Genomic DNA, 20432 nt, shown 5'->3' with positions numbered 1-20432 from the left:
GGTCTGGGAGCGGCATCCCCCGGGCTCGGTAAAGTCGCCCCGTGATCGCATTCGCACGGAACGTCCGGCTCTGGTTCGCCCCCCAGGAGATCCGAAAAGAGGGCGGAACCCCCGACTACCGCTTCTCCCTGGCGAACGAACGCACCTTCCTGGCCTGGCTGCGCACCGCACTCGCCCTGATCGGCGGTGGCTTCGCGGTGGACCAGTTTCTGCCGGACCTGCGCTGGGCCTGGCGCGTCGGGCTCGCGCTCGCGCTGCTCGGGGCGGGCGTGCTGTGCTCCCTGCGCGCGGTCAACCACTGGATGCGCTGCGAACAGGCCATGCGCCGCGGCGAGGACCTGCCGGTCTCACGGTTCCCGGCGGTGCTGAGCGTCGTCGTCGCCGTCGTGGCCGTGGCGATGGTCGTCGTCGTGCTCGTCGGGTGGGAGGGATGAGCGCCGACGCGGGCCGGCAGCGCGACCCCGGGCTGCAGCCGGAGCGGACCCGGCTCGCGTGGCGGCGTACGACACTGGCGAGCACCGTCGCCGCCGTACTCGCCACGAAGACCGCACTGCACGGCGATGTCTCCCCGGTCGGGATCATCGGGTGCGCCCTGTGCTGCGCCCTGTGGCTGGGTTTCCTGCTCGTCGCCCACCGCCGCATCCGTGCCCTGGCGTCGAGCGACAGCCCCCTGGCGCTCGCCCCCCGGCACGCCACGGCGGCGGTCCTGTGCACGGTGGCCATCGCCGCGTGCGGGGCGGCGCTGGTCTTCTAACCGGCCGGCTGCGCCTTCTCCGCCACCGTCACCACGATCTTCCCGCGCGTCCGCCCCTCCTGGTTGAGCCGGTACGCGTCCGCCGCGCGCTCCAGCGGGAACGTCTCCGAGACGTGCACGGAGACGACCCCCTGCTCCGCCAGTTCGGTCAGTCGCAGCAGGTCCTCGGCGTCCGGGCGCACCCAGGAGTACAGGCCGCCGTAGCCGAGGACGGCACCGTCGGCGATCGACACCAGCCGCCCTTCCCGGGCCAGCAGGTCGGCCGAGGCCTTCAGGGCCTCGCCGCCGACGGTGTCGAACACGGCGTCCACGCCCTCGGGGGCCAGCCCGCGCACCCGCTCGGCCAGCCCCTCGCCGTACTCCACGGGCTCGCCGCCCAGCTCCCGGACGAAGTCGTGGTTGCGCCCGCTCGCCGTGCCGATCACCCGGGCGCCCAGATGCCGGGCCAGCTGGACGGCGATCGAGCCGACGCCGCCCGCCGCCGCGTGCACCAGGACGGTCTCGCCCCGCTTGACCTGAAGCGCCTTGAAGAGGACCTGGTAGGCGGTCAGCCCTGCAAGCGGCAGCCCGGCCGCCTCCTCCCAGCTGAGGTTGCGCGGCTTGCGGGCGAGGGTGCGCACGGGGGCGGCGACGTACTCGGCGAAGGTGCCGCGGGAGAGGAAGTCCTCGCGCACGTACCCGATGACCTCGTCCCCGGCGGCGAACTCCGTGACGGAGACGCCCGGTTGGACCACGACGCCCGCGAGGTCCCAGCCGGGCACGACCGGGAAGACCGCGTCGAGCATGGGGTCGAGATAGCCCTCGCGGCACTTCCAGTCGACGGGATTGACGGCGGCCGCACGGACCTCGACCAGCACGCCGTCGGGGCCGATCTTCGGGTCGCGCAGCTCGCCGTACTCGAGCACGTCGGGTCCGCCGTAGCGCGCGTAACTGATGCCCTTCATGGGTTCGACCCTCCGGGGTACGCGTACGCCACGCAAGTGGAATGACCGGATATGCGCTGTTCGCGTGGCAGCCTTTCCGACGTCATCAACCGCCCTTCCCGAAGGTGAGCCCCATGACCACCCTCCACCTGGAACACGCCACCCACACGCACACGCACAGCCCCGACTGCGGACACACGCAGGTGCCGCACGGAGATCACGTCGACTACGCGCACGACGGGCATCTGCACCGCGAGCACGGCGGCCACTGGGACGAGTGCGAGCCGGACGGGCACACGGCCCACGAGGGCCACGACCACCAGCACGGCGAGGGCTGCGGGCACCGGAGCGTGCTGCACGGCGACCACGTCGACTACCTGCACGACGGTCATCGGCACGCCCCGCACAACGGCCACTGGGACGACCACTGACGGGTCACTGAGAGGCCATCGAGGGACCATTGACGGGCTCTGGCACCGAAAACGGCCTAAAAGCACAGCACGACGGCTCCCCGCCGCACCCGGTGGGGAGCCGTCGACATATCGTGGCTCAGATCACGTTCGCCCCGCGCACTGGACGACATACCGACCGGTCGGCATCATGGTCGGGGACCCCTTCCATGCGCCAGTAAGGAGCACCGATGAGCCCCGACCACCCGCCAGGTCTCGATCTCGACCGGCTGCGCGGCCTGCTCGAGAAGGAGCGGCCCGGCCTGGTGCACGGCCCCCTGACCGGCCGGCTGATCGAGGGCGGACGGTCGAACCTCACGTACGCGGTCTCGGACGGCACCTCGAAGTGGGTCGTACGGCGGCCGCCGCTCGGCCATGTCCTGGCCACCGCGCACGACATGAAGCGCGAGCACCGGGTGATCAGCGCCCTGGACCCGACGGGCGTCCCGGTGCCGCGCACAGTGGTGCTGTGCGAGGACGAGGAGGTGCTCGGGGCGCCGTTCTACGTCATGGAGTTCGTGGAAGGCACGCCGTACCGCACGGCCGACCAGCTCGCCCCGCTCGGCCCGGAGCGCACCCGGGACGCCGTGCTGTCCCTGGTGGACACCCTGGTCGAGCTGCACGCGGTGGACCCCGCCGAGGTGGGCCTCGCGGACTTCGGCCGCCCCGAGGGCTTCCTGGACCGGCAACTGCGCCGCTGGGGCAAGCAGTTGGACGCCTCCCGCAACCGCGACCTGGCCGGCATCGACGAGCTGCACGCGGCGCTCGGCCGTCAGCTCCCCCGGTCCCCCGCGCCGGCCGTGGTGCACGGCGACTACCGGCTCGACAACGTCCTGATCGGCGAGGACGACAAGATCAAGGCGATCCTCGACTGGGAGATGTCGACGCTCGGCGACCCGCTGACCGACCTGGGCCTGCTGGTGATGTACAGCCTGCCGCTCGGGATGCCGGACTCCCCCGTCTCCACGACCGCCGAGGCCCCGGGCCACCCGGCCCCGGCCGAGCTGATCGAGCGGTACGCCGCGCGCTCGGGGCGCGACGTCTCCTCGGTCTCCTGGTACACGGCGTTCGCCTGGTTCAAGCTCGCCGTGATCCTGGAGGGCATCCACTACCGCTACACGCTGGGCCAGACGGTCGGTCAGGGCTTCGACCGCATCGGCGACCTGGTGCCCGTCTTCATCGGGCACGGCCTGACCACTCTTCAGGAAGGCTGACACACCATGGACTTCGCGTTCGACGCGCGCACCGAGGAACTGCGCGCCAAACTCCTCGCCTTCATGGACGAGTACGTCTACCCGGCCGAGGCGGTGGCGGAGGAGCAGCGGGCCGCGCTGGCGTCCCCGTGGGACACCCCGGCCGTGGTGGAGGAGCTGAAGGCCGAGGCGCGCAGGCAGGGCCTGTGGAACCTCTTCCTGCCGGACGCCGAGCACGGCGCCGGACTGACCAACCTCCAGTACGCGCCGCTCGCCGAAATCACCGGCCGCAGCCCGCAGTTGGCGCCGACCGCGCTGAACTGCGCTGCGCCCGACACCGGCAACATGGAGGTGCTCGCGCAGTTCGGCGACGAGCAGCAGAAGAAGCAGTGGCTGGAGCCGCTGCTCGCCGGTGAGATCCGCTCGGCGTTCGCGATGACCGAGCCGGAGGTGGCCTCGTCCGACGCCACCAACATCACCACGCACATCCGGCGCGAGGGCGACGCGTACGTCATCACCGGCCGCAAGTGGTACATCTCCGGGGCGATGAACCCGGACTGCAAGATCTTCATGGTGATGGGCAAGACGGACCCGGACGGCGCGGACATCCGCCGCCAGCAGTCCATGGTCCTGGTCCCGCGCGACACCCCGGGCGTCACCGTGAAGCGCGCGATGCAGGTCTTCGGCTACGAGGACCACTCCCACGGCGGTCACGCCGAGGTGATCTTCGACCACGCGCGCGTGCCGGTCACCCACCTCATCGGCGAGGAGGGCGGCGGCTTCGCCATCGCCCAGGCCCGCCTCGGTCCCGGCCGTATCCACCACTGCATGCGGCTGATCGGCATGGCGGAGCGGGCGATCGAGCTGATGTGCCGACGAGCCGTCTCCCGCACGGCCTTCGGCAAGGCACTGGCCCAGCAGGGCGTGGTCCAGAACTGGATCGCGGACGCGCGGGTCGCCGTCGAGCAGCTCCGCCTCCTGGTCCTCAAGACGGCCTGGCTGATGGACACCGTCGGCAACAAGGGCGCCCACGCGGAGATCCAGTCCATCAAGATCGCCACTCCGCGCGCGGTCGTCGACATCCTCGACCGCGCGATCCAGCTCCACGGCGCGGGCGGCGTCAGCCAGGACTTCCCGCTCGCCGAGCTGTACGCCGGTGCCCGCACCCTGATGCTCGCCGACGGCCCGGACGAGGTCCACCAGCGCTCGCTGGCGCGACGGGAGCTGAAGAAGTACCTCTGAGCCGGGAGGCGAAGACGTACCTCCGAAGACAGCACGGGTAAGGGGCGGCCGCTCTTGCGGCCGCCCCTTACGACGTCGTCTTCAGGGCCGCAGCGCCCGCAGCAGCAGGTCCGCCAGATGGTCGGCGACCTCCTGCGGGCTGAGCGGGCCGTCGGGGCTGTACCAGGTGGACAGGTGGTGGACCGACCCGAAGTGGTAGTCCACGACCAGGTCGGCCGGGGTGGCCTTGGAGAAGACGCCGGCCTCCTGCCCCTCCTCCACCAGGGCGCGGAAGCGCTCGTGGTAGCGGCGGCGCTCGGCCCGCACCTGCTTGTTCTTCTCCGGGCTCAGGTGGTGCATGGAGCGGAAGAAGATCATCGCGTCGTCGAGGTTGTCGATCGTCGTGACGACGACGTCGGCCGCCGCGCCCCTCAGCCGCTTCTCGATCGGCTCGTCCGCGTCCGCGAAGGCGTCGAGGCGTTCCTGCTGGACGCGCAGCACGCGCGCGTACACCTCCTGCAGGAGGTCGTCCTTGGAACCGAAGTAGTGGTACAGCGCCCCCTTGGTGACGCCGGCCGCCTCGACGATCTCCTGCACGGAGGTACGGTCGTAGCCCTGCTCGGCGAAGAGCCGGGTGGCGGCGGCCAGCAGCCGCTGCGGGACGGGAGTACCGTCACCGTCCGTCGTCCTGGGCACTGTGCCGCCACCTGCCTTCCGAGGCTCTAGGCCTGGTTCTGATCGTTGTCCTGCGGTTGGGAACGAAGCTCCCGACGGAGGATCTTCCCACTCGCCGTCTTGGGCAACTCGGGCAGGATCTCCACCTGCCGCGGGTACTTGTAGGCGGCCAGTCTCTCCTTGCAGTACATCGCAAGTTCATCCGGGTCCGTATCGCTGCCCGGCCGGAGGCTGATGTACGCCTTGACGGTCTCCCCGCGGTAGCCGTCGGGAACCCCGACGACGGCCGCCTCGCGGACCGCCGGATGCGTGTACAGGACGTCCTCGACCTCGCGCGGCCACACCTTGAAGCCGGACGCGTTGATCATGTCCTTCTTGCGGTCGACGACGTACAGCCACCCCTGGGGGTCCATGAAGCCGATGTCGCCGGTGTGCAGTTCGCCGTCCGGGAAGGTCTCGGCGGTCGCGTCCGGCCGCCGCCAGTAGCCGGGCACGACCTGCGGCCCGCGCACGAGGATCTCGCCCTGCTCGCCGAAGGGCACCTCCTCGCCCTGGTCGTCGACGATGCGCACGACCGTGTCCGGGCCCGGCACGCCCACGGCCAGCGTGCCGGAGGCCGGGTCGACGGGCGCCTCCAGGCCGGGCGGTACGGAGGCACAGGGGGCAGTGCACTCCGTCAGCCCGTAGCCGTTGCGGATGTACGGCCCGAAGCCCGACCGGAACTTCTCCACCAGGGCGGGGGGCACGGGGGCGCCGCCCGAAGAGATGTTCACGAAGGAGGAGAAGTGGTCCGGGGTGACGTCCGGGTGGGCGCCAAGGGCCATGAAGGCGGTCGACGGACCGACCGTGTAGTGCGGCCGGTGCTCGGCGAACGCCGCCAGCACGACACCCGGCTCGAAGCGGTACGTCAGCACGAGCGTGCCCGCGCTGTTGAGGCACGCGCCCAGCTGGCAGACCATTCCGGTGATGTGGAACAGGGGCGCCAACGCGTAGTAGACCGGCGCGTCCGGCAGGGCGAGGCCCGTCCGCTGCCGTTCGGCGTTGTACATGATGTTGCCGTGCGTGTTGATGGCACCCTTGGGGGTGCCGCTGGTGCCCGAGGTGTAACTGATCAGCGCGACGTCGGAAGGTCCGAGGTCACGGCCGTCCGGCGCCTTGTGTCCCGCACGGGCCACGGCCACCAGGTCGTCGGCGTCGGCGGCCTGCGGCAGCCGCTCGAAGGTCAGCACGCGCGCGTCGTCGCGCGTTTGGAAGTCCAACTCGCAGCCGGTCAGCACGATCCGCACCGGCGAGGCCGCGGCCGTGTCGCGCAGATACGACTCCCACGCCCGGTCGGAGCAGATCAGCGCCGCCACCTCACCGTCCCGCAGGACGTGGGCGACCTCCCCCGACTTGTACATGGGGTTGACCGGCACCACGGTCGCGCCCGCCTTCCACGCACCCAGCAGGGCGAGCACGAAGTGCGGGGAGTTCTGCAGCAGGATCGCCACCCGGTCGCCGCGCTCCAGGCCGCGGCCGGCGAGGTACCCGGCGACCGAGTCGCTCAGCTCGTCGATCTCGCGGTAGCTCAGCCGCCCGTCGAAGTAGGCGAGGAAGTCGCGGTCCGGGGCCTCGGCGACGGACCGGCGCAGCGCGTGCACCAGGGAGTCGGCGGGGTCTATGGGGCCGCGCTGGACCTCGTTGAGGAGGTCCAGCCAGGGCTGGGCGGCGTAACGGGAGCCGGTCACCGCACCTCCTCCCACTTCTGCTGAAGGTGGTTCATGTTCGTCAGCCAGTGGTCGGGGTGGGTGGCCCTGGCCTGGTAGTACCCGGCGACCTCGGGGTGCGGGAGGATCAGGAAGCGGTCCTCCTCGATGCCCTTGAACAGGGCGTCCGCGACGTCCGCCGGGTCGATCGCGCTCGGCTGGAGGACCAGGTCGCCCGCGCTGCCGGTGGCGGCCAGCATGTCGGTACGGACGCCCTGGGGACAGATGGCGTGCACCTTGAGACCACGGTGGCGGTACGTCAGCGACAGCCACTCGGCGAAGGCGTACGCACCGTGCTTGGTGACGCTGTAGGAGGGCGCGCCGATCATCGTCAGCAGCCCGGCGGCGGAGACGGTGGACACGAAGCGGCCACTGCCACGCTCCAGCCACTGCGGAAGCAGCGCATCGGCGGCACGCACATGGGCCATGACGTTGACGTCCCAGGCCGCGGCCCAGGACTTCTCGTCGGCCGACAGCCCGTGGGCCCCGTCCCCGAAGGCGACGCCCGCGTTGGCGCAGTACACGTCGACCGTGCCACCGAGCGCGTCCCGGGCGTCGGCCACGATCGCGGAGGCGTCACCCGGCACCGCGATGCCACCGATCTCGTCGGCGACCGCCTTGGCCCGCTCGCCGTTCAGGTCGTTGACGACGACCCGGGCTCCCTCTGCAGCGAACCGCCGGGCCAGGGCAGCCCCGATCCCGCCTCCCGCCCCGGTGACGACCACTCCGGCATCCTGCACGGCTCCCACCATCGGTCTCCTTCGACTGCGGCCCCACTGGCGAGGACCAGACTAACCGGTCGGTATGTAACAGGAAAGGGGTGACCGCGCCCCCGTCAGGGGCGCAGGGAACGGCGCGACGAGCCACAACGGACTCGCAGCTTCCCCACAACCTGCGGGAGCAATAACGTGCACCTCATGCGCCTATCCAGACGAGCCCTACTCGCAGCGACAACGGCAGCAGCATCCCTCTCCGCGGCCCCGCCGGCCACCGCGTCCCCACGCCACAACCCTCTCAGTACCGGCTTCGAACGCCTAGCCGCAAACGGCTACCAACAACTCCGCGGCCGGCGAATCGGCATCGTCACCAACCCCACCGGCATCACCCGGGACGTCCGCCACATCGTCGACGTCATGCACGCGGACCACCGCGTGAACCTGGTCGCCGTCTTCGGCCCGGAACACGGCTTCCGCGGCACCGCACAGGCCGGCGGCTCCGAGGGCCGCTACGACGACCCGGCCACGGGCCTGCCCGTCTACGACACGTACCTGAAGAGCGGCCGGCCGCTGGCCGACATCTTCACCGCGTCCGGCGTCGACACCGTCGTCTTCGACATCCAGGACGTCGGCGCGCGCTTCTACACGTACATCTGGACGCTGTACGACTGCATGGAGGCCGCCCAGCTCGCCGGCAAACGGTTCGTCGTCCTCGACCGGCCGAACCCGGTGACCGGGCGCTCCGCCCAAGGGCCGGTGCTGCACAAGGAGTTCGCGACCTTCGTGGGACGACAGCCGATCTCCCAGGCGCACGGCATGACGGTGGCCGAACTGGCGCGGCTGTTCAACAAGGAGTTCCTGACCGCGCCGGTGCCGCTGGAGACCGTACTGATGACGGGGTGGAAGCGGTCCGAGTTCTACGACGCCTGGTCGCTGCCCTGGGTGCCGCCGAGCCCGAACATGCCGACGCCCGACACCGCCCTGGTGTACTCGGGGACCTGCCTCTTCGAGGGCACGAACCTGTCGGAGGGGCGCGGCACGACCCGCCCGTTCGAGCTGCTCGGCGCGGAGGACATCGACGGGCGCTGGGCCGCGGCCGCGGGCGAACTCGGCCTGCCCGGCGTGCACTTCAGGGAGGCGTACTTCGCGCCGACCTTCTCCAAGTTCCAGGGCAAGACGATCGGCGGCGTGCAGATCCATGTGCACGACCGGGCCGCGTACGACCCCGTACGGACCGGGATCGCGCTCCTGGTGACCGCCAAGAAGGTGTGGAGCGGCTTCAGTTGGCGCTCCGACAACTGGATCGACAAGCTCACGGGCTCCACGCGCGTGCGTACCGCGATCGACGCGGGCGCGAGCATCGACGAGGTGGTGGCGGGCTGGCAGCAGGAGCTGGCCGCGTTCCGGCGGATTCGAAAGGAATACCTCCTCTACAAGTGACTCATGGCGTATGGCCAACCTTGCCCGGTAGCAGGACGATGCGCCCACATCGCACCACTACGGGGGACGAGGGGGGCCTGTCATGGCACAGTCGGCAATGAGCGTGACTCCCTACTGGGAGCTGACCTTCGACGCGGACGGGGACGTCGACGGGCCGGAACGGGACCGGCTGCTCGCCGAGGTCACCGCGCGCGGTGTCCATGACCTGATCGTCTTCGCACACGGCTGGAACAACGACCGCTCCGGCGCGACCCGCCTCTACAGCCGCTTCTTCGCGCCGATCCCCGACCTCGCGCCGGCGGCCAGGATCGGGTACGTGGGAATCGTATGGCCGTCGATGCGGTTCTCGGACGAGCCCATCCCGGATTTCCCGCGGTCCGTGGCGGCCGACATGCCCGCGCGTCCGGCGCTCGACAAGGACACCCGGCACGCACTGCTGGAGACCTTCCCCGGCCGGGCCACCGTGATCGACCAGCTCGCCCGGCTGCTGGACCAGCACACGGGCGAGGAGGCCGAGTTGGAGGAGTTCGGGCGGCTGGTACGGCTGCTGGTGGAGGTCGTGCCGCCGGGGCCACAGGTGCTGTTCGCCGCGGACACCCTGGCGAACGGGGCGCCGCAGAGCGAACCCGACATGTTCTCGGCGCCCGCGGCGACGGTCTGCGAGGAGTTCGCGCGGGCGCTGGCGCAGCTCGAGTCCCCCGACGGCACGGCGGACGCGCAGGGGTTCTCGCTGCCCAACCCGTGGGACGGTGCGCACGAACTGCTGCGGCAGGCCACGTACTACGCGATGAAGCGGCGCGCGGGAACGGTCGGCGAGCGCGGGCTCGGCCGCGTGGTCGGGCAGCTCGCCTCGACGGCACCGGACGTACGCGTGCATCTCGTCGGGCACAGCTTCGGCGGTCGGCTGGTGTCGTTCGCGTTGCGCGGCCTGCCCGAGGGCGTGCACACGGTGAAGTCGGTGACGCTGCTCCAAGGGGCCTTCTCGCACTACGCGTTCGCGGCCCGGCTGCCGCACGACACGCACGCGGGAGGCGTGCTGCAGGGCCAGCAGAACCGTATCGACGGTCCTCTGGTGTGCTGCTACTCCCGCTTCGACTCGGCGCTCGGCTCGATCTACCCGCTGGCCTCCCGCATGGCGAACGACGCGCAGGGCGTGGCGGAGGGCTTGGACGTCGCCAGGATGCTGGGCGCCAAGTGGGGGGCGATGGGGCACGACGGCGTACAGGCGGTGCCCGGCACGCGCGCGTACAAGCTCGCGGACGCCCTCAACAGCGCGCTGCCCGCCTCGGGTTGCGTCAACATCGACGCCGCCGGGGTCGTCAAGAAGGGCGGGCCGCCGACCGGGGCGCACAGCGACATCGTGCACCGGGAACTGGCGCAAATGGTGCTGGCGGCGGGCCGCATCGGCTGACCCGCCGCCAGCGGTATGTCACATGGCACTCCGGTGGCATGTGACATACCACCGGAGCAGTGCCATGTCACCCGTCACCGATGCGACGTGTACTCCACCACCTGCTGGAACGTGGGCCGGTTCTGCCAGCTGATGTTGGAGTGCTTGATGCCGCCCAGTGTGCGCTGGACGATCGAGTCGGCGCACCACTGGTCGCCCGCCGAGCACAGGTCGTCGCCGGGGTAGACGGTGGACGCGGACGTGCCGGCCGCCGTCTTGAGGGTGCTGATCAGGATGTCCCGGCAGGAGCTCAGGCTGCCGCCGCCGCAGTACTTCTCCGCCAGCGGTCCCTGCACCGACTCACCGAGCACGGCCCGGATGTCCTTGTCGACATAGCTCCACCAGCCGTACTGGAAGGAGCTTCCCGCGTGCGAGCCGGTGGGCCCGTGCGCGGCCGACGGGGACTCGTCGATCGGCAGGTTGTTGCCGAAGGCCGTGTACAGGTCGCTGCCGAGGCCCGGTTCGAACTCGGCCTTCACCAGCAGCGGCCACCACGCGTCCAGGATGCGGATCGCGTCGGCGTTGGCGTACTTCTTCGAGCCCGCCGACGTCTCGGTGCGCTTGCCGCCGGCCGACAGCCATGTCTGCAGCTTGCTCACCGCGTCCGCCGCCGTGGTGTCGGTCACCGTCGAGCTGTTGATGACCTTGAGGAGGTCGGGGACGACGTCCTCGGCCCGCAGATCGGCCAGCGAGGCATCCGACATCGCCTTGACCAGCGACGATCTTGTCACTCCGCCCGCGGCGACCAGCTTCTTCACCCGGCCCTCCAGCAGATTGCCGCGGTGCACGGATCCGTCGCCCCAGGACGCGGTCGTGTAGTCCTTGGCCTGCTTGTTGTTCCAGGAGATGTAGTAGTCCTGGTCGATGGAGTTGGGGTGGGCGGACGCCGCCGTGTAGTCGGCGGTGTTGGTGGTCGGGTCCCAGTTCTTCCACTCGTAGGCGGCCTGGCCCCAGATCGGGAACTCGGGGTCGACGCCGGTGGCGCGCACCGGGTTGTTGCCGCTGTTGTAGTAGGCGGTGTGCTGGGAGTCGGCGTAGAACCAGTTGAAGGTGTAGTTGATGTGCTGCGCCGCGCTCTGGAAGGTCTGCGGGCTCTTCACGTAGTCCGGGTCGTTGAGCATCTGGAAGCCGATGATCGAGTCGGCCTCGTGCATGTAGGAGGAGCGCAGGGTGGTGTAGGCGACTTTCTTGCCGCCGACCGTCGCCCGGTACTCGACGGGTCCGTACTTCGTCTTCCAGACCCGCATGGTGTACGACCCCGCGGCCGTGCCGTCGGCCGTGGTCGGCGACCAGGAGTTCTTCTGCTCGACCTTGTCCATGGCCGTGCAGGTGCCGTGGTAGAGGTAGTGGTAGTCGTCCTGGCAGAGCTCGACGGCGTAGGTGTCGATGATGTCCTGGCCGGAGGTCGTGGCGCTCCACGAGTAGTCCTGGCCGCGGCCGAGTTCGACGTACATGCTCAGTCCGGCGAAGGACGCGCCGCGGGCGCTGAGGCCCGGACCTTGGATCTCCTGCAGCATCAGCAACTGGGGTGCGAAGTAGCCGGTCTGCGGGCCGAACACGGCGACGGGATGGCCACTGGCGGTGTACTTGCCGCTCACCACCAGGGCGTTGGACATGCCGCGCCTGGCGGAGCTGAGGGCGGTGGCGGTCGCCGTCTCGGAGGCGGCGGTGGCGCTCTGACTGGCCCCGGTGCCGGTGGCGTCGTAGACCAGTGGTTCGGTGCTGACCGAGCCGGCGTCCGGGAGGGCCTCGCCCTGGGCGGTGTCCGGCTTGGTGCCGTAGGGGAAGCTCTCGCCGTTGTGGACGGTGACGACGGCCTCGGCGTCGTTGCGCTCCCGGAAGGACTCCCAGACCTTGGTGCCCTCCTCCACGCCGTACTTGGACTGGGCGGCGAGCAGTGAGAGCGCGTTGTTGACCTCACCACCGCCTCCGGAGCCGAACAGCGAGCCGATGACGGAGGCCAGCGCGACCAGGTCGGTGATCTTGAAGTGGTCGATGGTGCCGGCGTTGGTGACGGAGTCCTTGTGTCCGGTGAGGACGTACTCGCCGGGGAAGTAGCGGCCGCTGTCGGAGGCGTCGATGTACGAGTTGATGCCGTCGAGGTAGGCGTTGGCGTCGGTGAGAGCCTGCTGGCCGCGGGTGCCGTTGTTGGCGACGGCGTTGTCGATCTGGGCCTGCAGATCGGCCTCGGTGTACGGGGCGTTGCGGTAGAACTCCTGCTCCAGGCCCTGGTTGGAGGCGGCGCCGCCCGCGAACGTGGTCAGCTGGCCGCGTCCGACGTGACGGAAGACATCCATGAGCCACAGGCGGTCCTCAGCCGCGGCATACCCGGCGCCGAACTCCGTGCCGTATCTGGTGGTACCGGTGATGTGGGGAATGCCCGCCTTCTTGTCGCGGACGATCGTCACGTCGGTCCGGCCCGCAGGCTTCTCGGTGGAGGCGACTTGATCGGAAGAGACTCCGAAGGACGCGTCGTTGAAGAACGTGTTGATCTTCGCGTCGGTGAGCGTGGAGTAGCCCGTGGCCAGGTTGGAGTAGGGGCCGAGTTGGTCCTCGGCGTGGTCGGGCTGGGTGCCGAACGCCTGGTTGAGGAGGATCTGGGCCAGGGTCGCGTTGCCGTTCTCACCGGGGGGCAGGATGTCGGAACACTGGCCGCCGCAGTAGTCGTTGGAGGCCGTCGCCGCCGAGGCCGTCGACTGCGCGAGTGGGGACAAAAGGCCAGCAATCAGGACGCATATGGATGCGCCCTTCAGGAACCCGGAGAGTCTGCCGGGAGTTCTCAGTCTGTCAACGGTGATGCGTGAGGTGCGCCGTGGCATGGCAGCTCCTACCGACGGGGGTGAGCCGGGACGTTACCGCCGGTATCCCCGGGAGTGAAGATGAACATGCGTCAAGTTTTGGAGTGGGTACGGCGGCTTATGGAGGTCATCCGAAATCGGATGGAGCCGAATCGCTTGTCGATACGTCTATTCGGCGACGTCCGTACGACGACGCCGAAGTGACCGAAGTACAGGTGCAGGTGTGACGGAGGTGCAGGGCGATGGCCGGTTTTCGGAGTCTGGCGAGACAGGTCCGCGACCCGCGGTGCGATCTGGCACTGCGGCGCTACTCACTGCGCAAGTGCCTTGAGCGGTTCGCTCCTTACGGGCACAGGGCGACCTGGGACCATTTGTGCTCCCGGGCAGGGTTCGGTCCCGAAGACCGCTCCCCCGACCCAGTGCGGCTCGTGGCCGCACTGGAGGAGTTGGAAGAAGCGCGTTCGGTCTGGCTGGCCTACGAGGTCGAATTCGCCGAGCGGCGCAAGAAGGAGAAGCACGACGGTCTGCGCCGCCCGGGCAGCGTGGACGACTGGCACCGGCTGACCTGGGGCGGCTTCGGCGTCGCCTGGTGCGACGACCCACGGGTGCACCCCCGTGAGTCCCTGGGCGAGGTGCTGCGCCGGCTGATCTCCGGCCTGGAGCACGAACCGGGCGCCGGCTGCCCGGTGTGCGGCGCGGAGCGCCTGATCTGGAAGTACGACCTGGACCACGAACCCTCGGCGGGTCCGGTCTGCACGCACTGCGGAATTCTCGTGCCGCGGCCCGTGCTCAAGGCCGAGGCTCTGGCGGACGCAAGGCGCGGAAGGCTGCTCGTCTCGGCCTGAGCACGACGGGGGTGCGCCGGGGATGCCGCACCCCCTATTTGTCCCTCCTCTTCATCCCTCATGACACTTGTCCCTCATGACTTCACTGCTGGATGGGCGCACTGCCGCACTGCCGCGTTGTCAGTGGTGACTGGCACCATCGAGGCATGGTGCAGGTGTGTCTCAACGGACCTCGGGGGTCCGTCGACGGTGCGGTGGTGCCGCTGACGCCGGGAGCGATGGCCGAGTCCGCGGCGCGGGCGGTCGCGGCCGGGGCCACGGACATCCATGTCCACCCCAAGAATCCCTGCGGCCACGACTCCTTGTCGCCCCGGGTGCTCGCGCCGACGCTCGAGGCGATCCGGGCACGGGTGTCGGTGCCGGTCGGCGTGACCACGGGCGCCTGGGCGGAACCGGACCCGGCGGCGCGACTGGCACGCGTCCGGAGCTGGGCCACGCTGTCCGCACTCCCGGACCACGCCTCGGTCAACTGGCACGAGCAGGGCGCGGAGGAGATCGCCGCCGCCCTCATCGACCTCGGCGTGGGGGTCGAGGCGGGCCTCTGGTCCGGGACGGACGGCGCGGCCCGGTTCACGGCCTCACCGCTCGGCCCGAAGGTGCTGCGGGTGCTCGCCGAAGTGACGGACACCTCGGCGGACACGGCGGACGGGACCGCGCGTACCCTCCTGGCCGACCTGGGCCCGGCACACGGCCGCCCTGTGCTGCTGCACGGCGAGGACGGCGCCGCATGGCCGGTGCTGCGGCTGGCGGGGCGGCTCGGGCTCGCGACCCGCATGGGACTGGAGGACACACTGATCCTGCCGGACGGTGAACGGGCCTCGTCCAACGCTCAGTTGGTCGCCGAGGCACTGTCCCAGTACGGGTGCGCCCAGCGCTCGTCGTAGGGCAGGGCGAGGAGTTCGGCCTGGATCGCCAGGCCGGGCTCGCCTTGGGCACCGAGACGTGCGGGGGCGTGGCGGGCGAGCCAGGACTGCAGCTCGGGCACGGCGGCCTCCTCGCCGTACAGGAACCAGAAGAACGGCGACCGATCGACGAGCAGACTCTCTAGCCACCGGTCGACGCACCGCGCTAGGTGGACGTCGGCGACGGGCGCCGCGTGCCATCGGTCGAGCAGCGGGGTGACCGAGCGGACGATGGCGGCGCAGGTCTCGAAGACCTCCGCCACCGCATACGGCGGCTCCGGCGTCGCGAGGACGTCCTGCCACCAGGCGTGTACGAACGCCTCGACGGCAGTGGCCTGTTCGGCGGGCCAGGAGCGCCAGTCGACGCGGCTCAGCCCGTGGAAACCCCATCCGACGCCGTCCAGCGTGCTCTCGGCCATCGCCCGCGCGCCCTGCGGCAGAAGTCGTCGCATGGCGGCGGCATGGTCGTCGAAGTGGTCGGACACCTCGAAGAGATACATCCGCAGCACGTCCAAGGGCACGCGGGTGTACGGGGTGCGCAGGTAGGCGGTCTCCTCGGGCAGATGACAGCGGCCGCAGCCTGTCTCGTTCGGACTGGCGAAACCGTTGAAGACCGTGTCGATGTCCGCGAGGGCGGCGTCAAGGTCGGCTGAGGACATGGGAGTTGGTCCTGTCGGGACTCCGTGCCGGGCGTGTGGGCCGGCCGAAGATCGCGACGTTACCAGCCGCTAATCCACTCGCTCCACCCGTTTCCCGTCCGGAGAGTTGGGAGGCGATGAAACCGAACTGAGCGACCCAGGAACCGAGGAGTCCCGATGTCGACGCTGCGCGTCACCGCCGAAGTGCTGACCGTCCACGAGCATCCGAACGCCGATGCGCTCGAGTTGGCCCAGGTGGGCCTGTACCGGGCCGTCGTCGCCAAGGGCGCGTACCGCACCGGCGAGACCGCCGTCTACATCCCCGAGCAGTCCGTGCTGCCCACCGAACTGATCGAGGAGCTGGGGCTGACCGGGCGGCTGGCGGGCAGCAACTCCGACCGGGTCAAGGCGGTGCGGCTGCGCGGTGAGCTCTCGCAGGGCATCGTGTGCCTGCCGAAGGCGCTCGCGGACGTCGATCTGGCGCGGGCCGCCCTGGACGGGACGGACTTCGCCGAGCGGCTCGGCATCACCAAGTGGGTGCCGCCGATCCCGCCCACCATGAGCGGCGAGGTCGAGTCCGCGCCCGATCTGCTGCCCTGGGTCGACATCGAGAACATCCAGCGGTTTCCGGACATCTTCACACCGGGCGAGGCTGTGGTCCTGACCGAGAAGCTGCACGGCTCGGCCTGCCTGCTGACCTACCTCGCCGGCGAGGACCGCGTGCACGTCTCCTCGAAGGGCTTCGGCGCCAAGTCCCTTGCCCTGAAGGAGGATCCGCGCAATCTGTACTGGCGGGCGGTGCACGGCCACGGCGTCGCCCGGACCGCGGCCCGGCTCGCCGAGCGGCTGGGCGCGCGCCGGGTCGGCATCTTCGGCGAGGTGTACGGCGCGGGGGTCCAGGACCTGGCCTACGGCGCCGACGGGCGACGCGAGACCCTCGGGTACGCCGTGTTCGACGTCAGCGCGGAGATCGACGGCACGGTGCGGTGGCTGGATCCGGCCGAACTGCTCGACGGGGAGCTGCCGTTGGTGCCGCGGCTGCATCAGGGGCCGTACGACATCGAACGGGTGCTGGAGGTCGCGAGCGGGCGGGAGACCGTGTCCGGGCGGGAGCTGCATCTGCGCGAGGGGGTCGTGATCCGTCCGGCGGTGGAGCGGTACAGCACGGTGACCGGGGGCAGGGCGATCGCGAAGGCGGTCAGTCCGGCGTATCTGACCCGGAAGGGCGGCACCGAGTACGAGTGAACGGGGGGGTGCCCGGTGGCCGGTTGGACGCGGGCCTGCCACCGGGCTAGCTCTGCGCCTGCTTGCTCCGGCTACCGCCCCGCTCGACCATCAGGCGCGACCCCGCCTGCCGTTCGCCGAACACGTCGTCCGGGTTGGACAGGACGCAGGTGTCGAGGGAGAGGCAGCCGCAGCCGATGCAGTCGGTGAGATGGTCGCGGAGGCGGTTGAGCTGGTTGATGCGTTCGTCGAGTTCGGAACGCCAGGCCTGGGAGAGACGGGCCCAGTCCTCCCGGGTGGGGGTGCGTTCCTCGGGGAGCTCGGCGAGCGCCTCCCGGATCGTGGCCAGGGGGATGCCGACGCGCTGTGCGGCCCGTACGAAGGCGACGCGGCGCAGCGCGTCGCGGTGGTAGCGGCGTTGGTTACCCGTGGTCCGTCGGCTGCTGATCAGGCCCTTCGACTCGTAGAAGTGCAGGGCGGAGACGGCGGCGCCGCTACGCGCCGCGAGCTGGCCGACCGTGAGCTCGTGGATCTTCTCAGGAATCTGGGGCACCTCTCGAAGCCTACCCACCCCGTCTCCGTCGCCGTCCGTTGACATTGGTTTCGAGGCCGACCATGCTAAGCAGTTGCTTAGACCAGGCGGCGCAGACGCCGTAGGGACGCAGTGCAGTCCACACAGACGCAGTGCAGTAGAGACTGAGCGAGCAACTTCGCGATGCGGGAGGCCGGGAACATGGCAGAGCCGAGGATCTTCACGTCCGTCGACGACCTACGGGCGGCGGTGGGCGAGCAGCTGGGGTACACGGACTGGCTGGACGTCGACCAGAAGCGGATCGACCTGTTCGCGGACGCGACGGGCGACCACCAGTGGATCCACGTCGACCCGGAGAAGGCCGCAGCCGGCCCGTTCGGCACGACCATCGCGCACGGCTATCTCACGCTGTCGCTGCTGCCGCTGTTCGGGCCGCAGCTGATCAAGGTCGAGGGCGTGAAGATGGGCGTCAACTACGGGACCAACAAGGTCCGTTTCCCCGCGCCCGTACCGGTCGGCTCCCGGCTGCGCGCCACCGCGGTGATCAACGGCGTCGAGGACGTGACCGGCGGCGTCCAGGTCACCGTCGGCTTCAGCGTGGAGCGCGACGGCGGGGACAAGCCGGTCTGCGTAGCGGAGTCCGTGTCCCGGTACTACCTGTAGGCGCCGCGGGCCCGGTAGCGCTTCGGCGCTACTTGGGCATCCCCACCATGCGCAGCACGAGGTCGGCGTAGAGCGCGCCGACCTCGTCCGGCGTCCAGGGGCCGTCGACGTTGAACCAGCGGGCCACGTCGATGCAGAGCGAGAGGACGGCGAGGGTGGTGCCCTTCACGTCCAGCACGTCGAACTCGCCGGCCGCCATGCCGTCCTCGATGATCGCCCGCACCTCGGCATCGCACTGCCGGCGCAGCGCGAGGATCTCCTCGCGGGCGTCCGGACCGAGCGAGTCCAGCTCGTACTGCACGACCCGGGCGGTCGTACGTCCGCCCGCGTGCCAGCGGACGAAGGAGCTCACCGCGTCGGCGAGCCGGTCGGCCGCGGTGCCCTCGCGCCGGGCCGCCGTCCGCAGGATCTCGAGGGCCTTCTCGTGACCGATCCGGCTGATCCGGTGAAGCAGCTCTTCCTTGGTCTTGTAGTGGATATAGAGCGCGGCCGGGCTCATGCCCGCGCGGCCCGCGATGTCACGGGTCGTCGTGGCGTGATAGCCCCGCTCGGCGAAGGCCTCCACCGCGGCGATCAGCAGCCGCCGCGCCGCGTCGGGCGTGACCTCGCCCCACGCCGACGTCTCGCCGCCGGTCGTCTCCTCCGCCGTACTCATCGCTCGCTGCCCCTCTCACCGACAAGGAGAACACCATACCGCCGAAGCTGAGCGAGCGCTTAGTGTGGCCGCTCAGAGCTTCTCGAAGGGGTGGTATGCGCGGTCCGCCCCCTCCTGCCGGTCCCGGATCACCTTGGAGAGGGTGAAGGCGGAGGTGACGAGATACAGGACGGCGATCCCGAGGAAGGCCCGCACCCAGGCGTCGGCGTTCAGCTTGAAGATGCCGATGGCGGTGGCGGCCATGGCGATCGCGAACGAGGCGACGGCCTGGCCGTAGAAGGCGGCAGTGTTCTGCTGCTTGCCCGATGTGTCACTCATGGGGAACAGCTTCGGCGGACGTGGCCCGCGCCACATCCGCCGAACTACCTAGGACGTACTCAGAAGGCCGAAACCCCGGTCAGCGCACGGCCGATGAGCAGTTTCTGGATCTGGCTGGTGCCCTCGTAGAGGGTCATCACGCGGGCATCGCGCAGCAGCTTGCCCGCCGGGTACTCGTCGATGTAGCCGTAGCCGCCGAAGACCTGGAGGGCGTTGTTGGCGGCGCGGACGGCGGCCTCCGAGGCGAAGAGCTTGGCCTTGGAGGACTCGACCGCGAAGGGCTGCCCGCGGTCGATCAGGTCGGCGACCCGCCAGGTCAGCAGGCGGGCGGCGTCCACGTCGACGGCGATGTCGCTGATCAGCTCCTGCACCAGCTGGTGCTGCGCGATGGGCTTGCCGAACTGCTCGCGCTCGCCGGCGTACCGCACCGCCACGTCCAGCGCGGCCTGGGCTATGCCGACACACCCCGCCGCGACCGACATCCGCCCCTTGGCGAGGGCCGACATGGCCACGGAAAATCCCTTGCCCTCCTCGTCGAGCATCGCGGAGGCGGGGACCCGGACGTCCTCCAGAACCAGTTCGGCCGTCGCCTGGCCGCGCAGGCCGAGCTTGCCGTGGATGGCATGGCGGGTGAGTCCGGGGGTGTCGGTCGGGACCAGGAAGGCGGCGACGCCCTTGTGGCCGGGGGCGTCGGTGGAGCGGGCGAAGAGGAGGACGACGTCGGCCCAAGTGCCGTTGGTGATGAACATCTTGGTGCCGTTGATGACGTAGTCGTCGCCGTCGCGCACCGCGCGCGTGGAGAGGTTTCCCGCGTCGGAGCCGGTGCCGGGCTCGGTGAGGCCGAAGCAGCCGACGTACGCGCCGGAGGTGAGCCCCGGCAGCCACCGCCGCTTCTGCTCCTCGCTCCCCCGGGCCGCGATCGTCTTGGCGACCAGCCCGAGCGAGACGGACACGATCCCGCGCACGGAGGAGTCACCGCGCCCGAGTTCCTCCGTCACCAGGCAGTACGCGAGGTGGTCGCCGCCCGAGCCGCCGTACTCCTCGTCGACGGTCAGGCCGAGGAAGCCGACCTCGCCGAGCTTCTTCACGAGGGACCGGTCGACGTCCTCGGCCCGGTCCCAGGCGATGACGTGCGGGGCGATCTCGCGGTCCACGAAGTCCCGGGCGAGCTTCCGGACGGCGGTCTGCTCCTCGCTGAGTTCCAGGTTCATGCCGAGTCACCCCACAGGACAGCGGACTTCGAAGACCGCACATCGAATGCCGATTGAATGCCGTACATTTAAATTAGCAC

General features: G+C 70.1%; 21 protein-coding genes. 11 read left to right on the top strand and 10 right to left on the bottom strand.

Annotated features, from left to right (window positions below; translation table 11 throughout):
* The first annotated feature begins 41 nt into the window (after positions 1 to 41).
* A complete protein-coding gene (locus OG303_RS39165; RefSeq protein WP_405874594.1) occupies positions 42 to 434 on the top strand; it encodes a YidH family protein in 393 nt (130 codons plus the stop codon).
* Entirely contained in the window at positions 431 to 754 is a 324-nt protein-coding gene (locus OG303_RS39160) for a DUF202 domain-containing protein (protein WP_405874593.1), read from the top strand. Before OG303_RS39165 ends, OG303_RS39160 begins: the two co-directional genes overlap by 4 nt.
* Here the strand turns inward: OG303_RS39160 and OG303_RS39155 are convergent.
* A complete protein-coding gene (locus tag OG303_RS39155) occupies positions 751 to 1698 on the bottom strand; it encodes an NADP-dependent oxidoreductase (RefSeq protein ID WP_405874592.1) in 948 nt (315 codons plus the stop codon). The genes OG303_RS39160 and OG303_RS39155 overlap by 4 nt on opposite strands.
* Before the next feature lie 113 nt (positions 1699 to 1811).
* Between OG303_RS39155 and OG303_RS39150 the strand changes: the two genes are divergently transcribed.
* The 3 genes from OG303_RS39150 (at position 1812) to OG303_RS39140 (ending at position 4561) form a co-directional block, all read left to right on the top strand.
* Entirely contained in the window at positions 1812 to 2108 is a 297-nt protein-coding gene (locus OG303_RS39150; protein WP_405874591.1) for a hypothetical protein, read from the top strand.
* A 209-nt stretch (positions 2109 to 2317) separates the two neighbouring features.
* Positions 2318 to 3340: a phosphotransferase family protein gene (locus tag OG303_RS39145; protein WP_405874589.1), complete on the top strand. Its 1023-nt coding sequence runs from the start codon at positions 2318 to 2320 to the stop codon at positions 3338 to 3340.
* Positions 3341 to 3346: 6 nt separating this feature from the next.
* Positions 3347 to 4561, top strand: a complete 1215-nt coding sequence (locus tag OG303_RS39140; RefSeq protein WP_405874588.1) for an acyl-CoA dehydrogenase family protein — start codon at positions 3347 to 3349, stop codon at positions 4559 to 4561.
* An 81-nt stretch (positions 4562 to 4642) separates the two neighbouring features.
* Here OG303_RS39140 and OG303_RS39135 read toward each other — a convergent pair whose 3' ends face one another.
* From OG303_RS39135 to OG303_RS39125, 3 genes are read right to left on the bottom strand one after another with little or no spacing between them, the layout of a single operon-like run.
* Positions 4643 to 5236, bottom strand: coding sequence for a TetR/AcrR family transcriptional regulator (locus tag OG303_RS39135; RefSeq protein WP_405874586.1), 594 nt, complete (start codon positions 5234 to 5236; stop codon positions 4643 to 4645).
* Positions 5237 to 5262: 26 nt separating this feature from the next.
* Positions 5263 to 6942 (bottom strand): class I adenylate-forming enzyme family protein, encoded by a 1680-nt coding sequence (locus OG303_RS39130; RefSeq protein ID WP_405874585.1) that lies wholly within the window; start codon positions 6940 to 6942, stop codon positions 5263 to 5265.
* On the bottom strand, positions 6939 to 7712 hold the full coding sequence (locus OG303_RS39125; protein WP_405874584.1) for an SDR family oxidoreductase: 774 nt from the start codon (positions 7710 to 7712) through the stop codon (positions 6939 to 6941). The genes OG303_RS39130 and OG303_RS39125 overlap by 4 nt, the downstream gene beginning before the upstream one ends.
* 165 nt (positions 7713 to 7877) lie before the next feature.
* Between OG303_RS39125 and OG303_RS39120 the strand changes: the two genes are divergently transcribed.
* Both OG303_RS39120 and OG303_RS39115 read left to right on the top strand, forming a co-directional pair.
* The gene (locus OG303_RS39120) at positions 7878 to 9116 is read left to right on the top strand and encodes an exo-beta-N-acetylmuramidase NamZ domain-containing protein (protein WP_405874583.1); all 1239 of its coding nucleotides are present in this window, start codon (positions 7878 to 7880) and stop codon (positions 9114 to 9116) included.
* Between the two features lie 82 nt (positions 9117 to 9198).
* Positions 9199 to 10527, top strand: coding sequence for a serine-threonine protein kinase (locus tag OG303_RS39115; RefSeq protein WP_405874581.1), 1329 nt, complete (start codon positions 9199 to 9201; stop codon positions 10525 to 10527).
* Between the two features lie 74 nt (positions 10528 to 10601).
* Here OG303_RS39115 and OG303_RS39110 read toward each other — a convergent pair whose 3' ends face one another.
* Complete coding sequence (locus OG303_RS39110) at positions 10602 to 13385, bottom strand: penicillin acylase family protein (RefSeq protein ID WP_405874579.1); 2784 nt, start codon at positions 13383 to 13385, stop codon at positions 10602 to 10604.
* A 221-nt stretch (positions 13386 to 13606) separates the two neighbouring features.
* On the opposite strand from OG303_RS39110, the gene OG303_RS39105 reads away from it, so the two are divergent.
* A complete protein-coding gene (locus tag OG303_RS39105; RefSeq protein ID WP_405874578.1) occupies positions 13607 to 14209 on the top strand; it encodes a hypothetical protein in 603 nt (200 codons plus the stop codon).
* Between the two features lie 146 nt (positions 14210 to 14355).
* Complete coding sequence (locus OG303_RS39100; protein ID WP_405874576.1) at positions 14356 to 15093, top strand: 3-keto-5-aminohexanoate cleavage protein; 738 nt, start codon at positions 14356 to 14358, stop codon at positions 15091 to 15093.
* Here the strand turns inward: OG303_RS39100 and OG303_RS39095 are convergent.
* Positions 15039 to 15770, bottom strand: coding sequence for a hypothetical protein (locus tag OG303_RS39095; RefSeq protein ID WP_405874575.1), 732 nt, complete (start codon positions 15768 to 15770; stop codon positions 15039 to 15041). The genes OG303_RS39100 and OG303_RS39095 overlap by 55 nt on opposite strands.
* A gap of 156 nt (positions 15771 to 15926) precedes the next feature.
* Here OG303_RS39095 and OG303_RS39090 point away from each other — a divergent pair, with 156 nt between their 5' ends.
* Positions 15927 to 16994 carry an RNA ligase (ATP) gene (locus OG303_RS39090; RefSeq protein WP_405874574.1) on the top strand — a complete coding sequence of 356 codons (1068 nt, stop codon included), beginning with the start codon at positions 15927 to 15929 and terminating at the stop codon, positions 16992 to 16994.
* A 46-nt stretch (positions 16995 to 17040) separates the two neighbouring features.
* Here the strand turns inward: OG303_RS39090 and soxR are convergent, their stop codons facing one another.
* Complete coding sequence (soxR, locus tag OG303_RS39085; protein ID WP_405874573.1) at positions 17041 to 17526, bottom strand: redox-sensitive transcriptional activator SoxR; 486 nt, start codon at positions 17524 to 17526, stop codon at positions 17041 to 17043.
* Positions 17527 to 17706: 180 nt separating this feature from the next.
* On the opposite strand from soxR, the gene OG303_RS39080 reads away from it, so the two are divergent.
* Entirely contained in the window at positions 17707 to 18168 is a 462-nt protein-coding gene (locus OG303_RS39080; protein ID WP_405874572.1) for a MaoC family dehydratase, read from the top strand.
* A 28-nt stretch (positions 18169 to 18196) separates the two neighbouring features.
* Here OG303_RS39080 and OG303_RS39075 read toward each other — a convergent pair whose 3' ends face one another.
* The 3 genes from OG303_RS39075 to OG303_RS39065 all read right to left on the bottom strand — a co-directional run bounded on the left by OG303_RS39075 (position 18197) and on the right by OG303_RS39065 (position 20352).
* Positions 18197 to 18823: a TetR/AcrR family transcriptional regulator gene (locus OG303_RS39075; protein ID WP_405874571.1), complete on the bottom strand. Its 627-nt coding sequence runs from the start codon at positions 18821 to 18823 to the stop codon at positions 18197 to 18199.
* 72 nt (positions 18824 to 18895) lie between these two features.
* The gene (locus tag OG303_RS39070) at positions 18896 to 19141 is read right to left on the bottom strand and encodes a YiaA/YiaB family inner membrane protein (protein WP_405874569.1); all 246 of its coding nucleotides are present in this window, start codon (positions 19139 to 19141) and stop codon (positions 18896 to 18898) included.
* 59 nt (positions 19142 to 19200) lie between these two features.
* Positions 19201 to 20352: an acyl-CoA dehydrogenase family protein gene (locus OG303_RS39065; RefSeq protein ID WP_405874568.1), complete on the bottom strand. Its 1152-nt coding sequence runs from the start codon at positions 20350 to 20352 to the stop codon at positions 19201 to 19203.
* Between the last annotated feature and the right edge of the window lie 80 nt (positions 20353 to 20432).

The sequence above is a fragment of the Streptomyces sp. NBC_00005 genome (assembly GCF_045160215.1).
Classification (GTDB): domain Bacteria; phylum Actinomycetota; class Actinomycetes; order Streptomycetales; family Streptomycetaceae; genus Streptomyces.
This window is presented reverse-complemented; position numbering and strand designations above follow the sequence as displayed.

Coding starts and splice junctions, on each gene's coding strand:
- OG303_RS39160 (WP_405874593.1), top strand. CDS start 431: ATGAGCGCCGACGCGGGCCGGCAGCGCGACCCCGGGCTGCAGCCGGAG.
- OG303_RS39155 (WP_405874592.1), bottom strand. CDS start 1,698: ATGAAGGGCATCAGTTACGCGCGCTACGGCGGACCCGACGTGCTCGAG.
- OG303_RS39150 (WP_405874591.1), top strand. CDS start 1,812: ATGACCACCCTCCACCTGGAACACGCCACCCACACGCACACGCACAGC.
- OG303_RS39145 (WP_405874589.1), top strand. CDS start 2,318: ATGAGCCCCGACCACCCGCCAGGTCTCGATCTCGACCGGCTGCGCGGC.
- OG303_RS39140 (WP_405874588.1), top strand. CDS start 3,347: ATGGACTTCGCGTTCGACGCGCGCACCGAGGAACTGCGCGCCAAACTC.
- OG303_RS39125 (WP_405874584.1), bottom strand. CDS start 7,712: ATGGTGGGAGCCGTGCAGGATGCCGGAGTGGTCGTCACCGGGGCGGGA.
- OG303_RS39120 (WP_405874583.1), top strand. CDS start 7,878: ATGCGCCTATCCAGACGAGCCCTACTCGCAGCGACAACGGCAGCAGCA.
- OG303_RS39115 (WP_405874581.1), top strand. CDS start 9,199: ATGGCACAGTCGGCAATGAGCGTGACTCCCTACTGGGAGCTGACCTTC.
- OG303_RS39110 (WP_405874579.1), bottom strand. CDS start 13,385: ATGCCACGGCGCACCTCACGCATCACCGTTGACAGACTGAGAACTCCC.
- OG303_RS39105 (WP_405874578.1), top strand. CDS start 13,607: ATGGCCGGTTTTCGGAGTCTGGCGAGACAGGTCCGCGACCCGCGGTGC.
- OG303_RS39100 (WP_405874576.1), top strand. CDS start 14,356: ATGGTGCAGGTGTGTCTCAACGGACCTCGGGGGTCCGTCGACGGTGCG.
- OG303_RS39095 (WP_405874575.1), bottom strand. CDS start 15,770: ATGTCCTCAGCCGACCTTGACGCCGCCCTCGCGGACATCGACACGGTC.
- OG303_RS39090 (WP_405874574.1), top strand. CDS start 15,927: ATGTCGACGCTGCGCGTCACCGCCGAAGTGCTGACCGTCCACGAGCAT.
- OG303_RS39080 (WP_405874572.1), top strand. CDS start 17,707: ATGGCAGAGCCGAGGATCTTCACGTCCGTCGACGACCTACGGGCGGCG.
- OG303_RS39075 (WP_405874571.1), bottom strand. CDS start 18,823: ATGAGTACGGCGGAGGAGACGACCGGCGGCGAGACGTCGGCGTGGGGC.
- OG303_RS39070 (WP_405874569.1), bottom strand. CDS start 19,141: ATGAGTGACACATCGGGCAAGCAGCAGAACACTGCCGCCTTCTACGGC.
- OG303_RS39065 (WP_405874568.1), bottom strand. CDS start 20,352: ATGAACCTGGAACTCAGCGAGGAGCAGACCGCCGTCCGGAAGCTCGCC.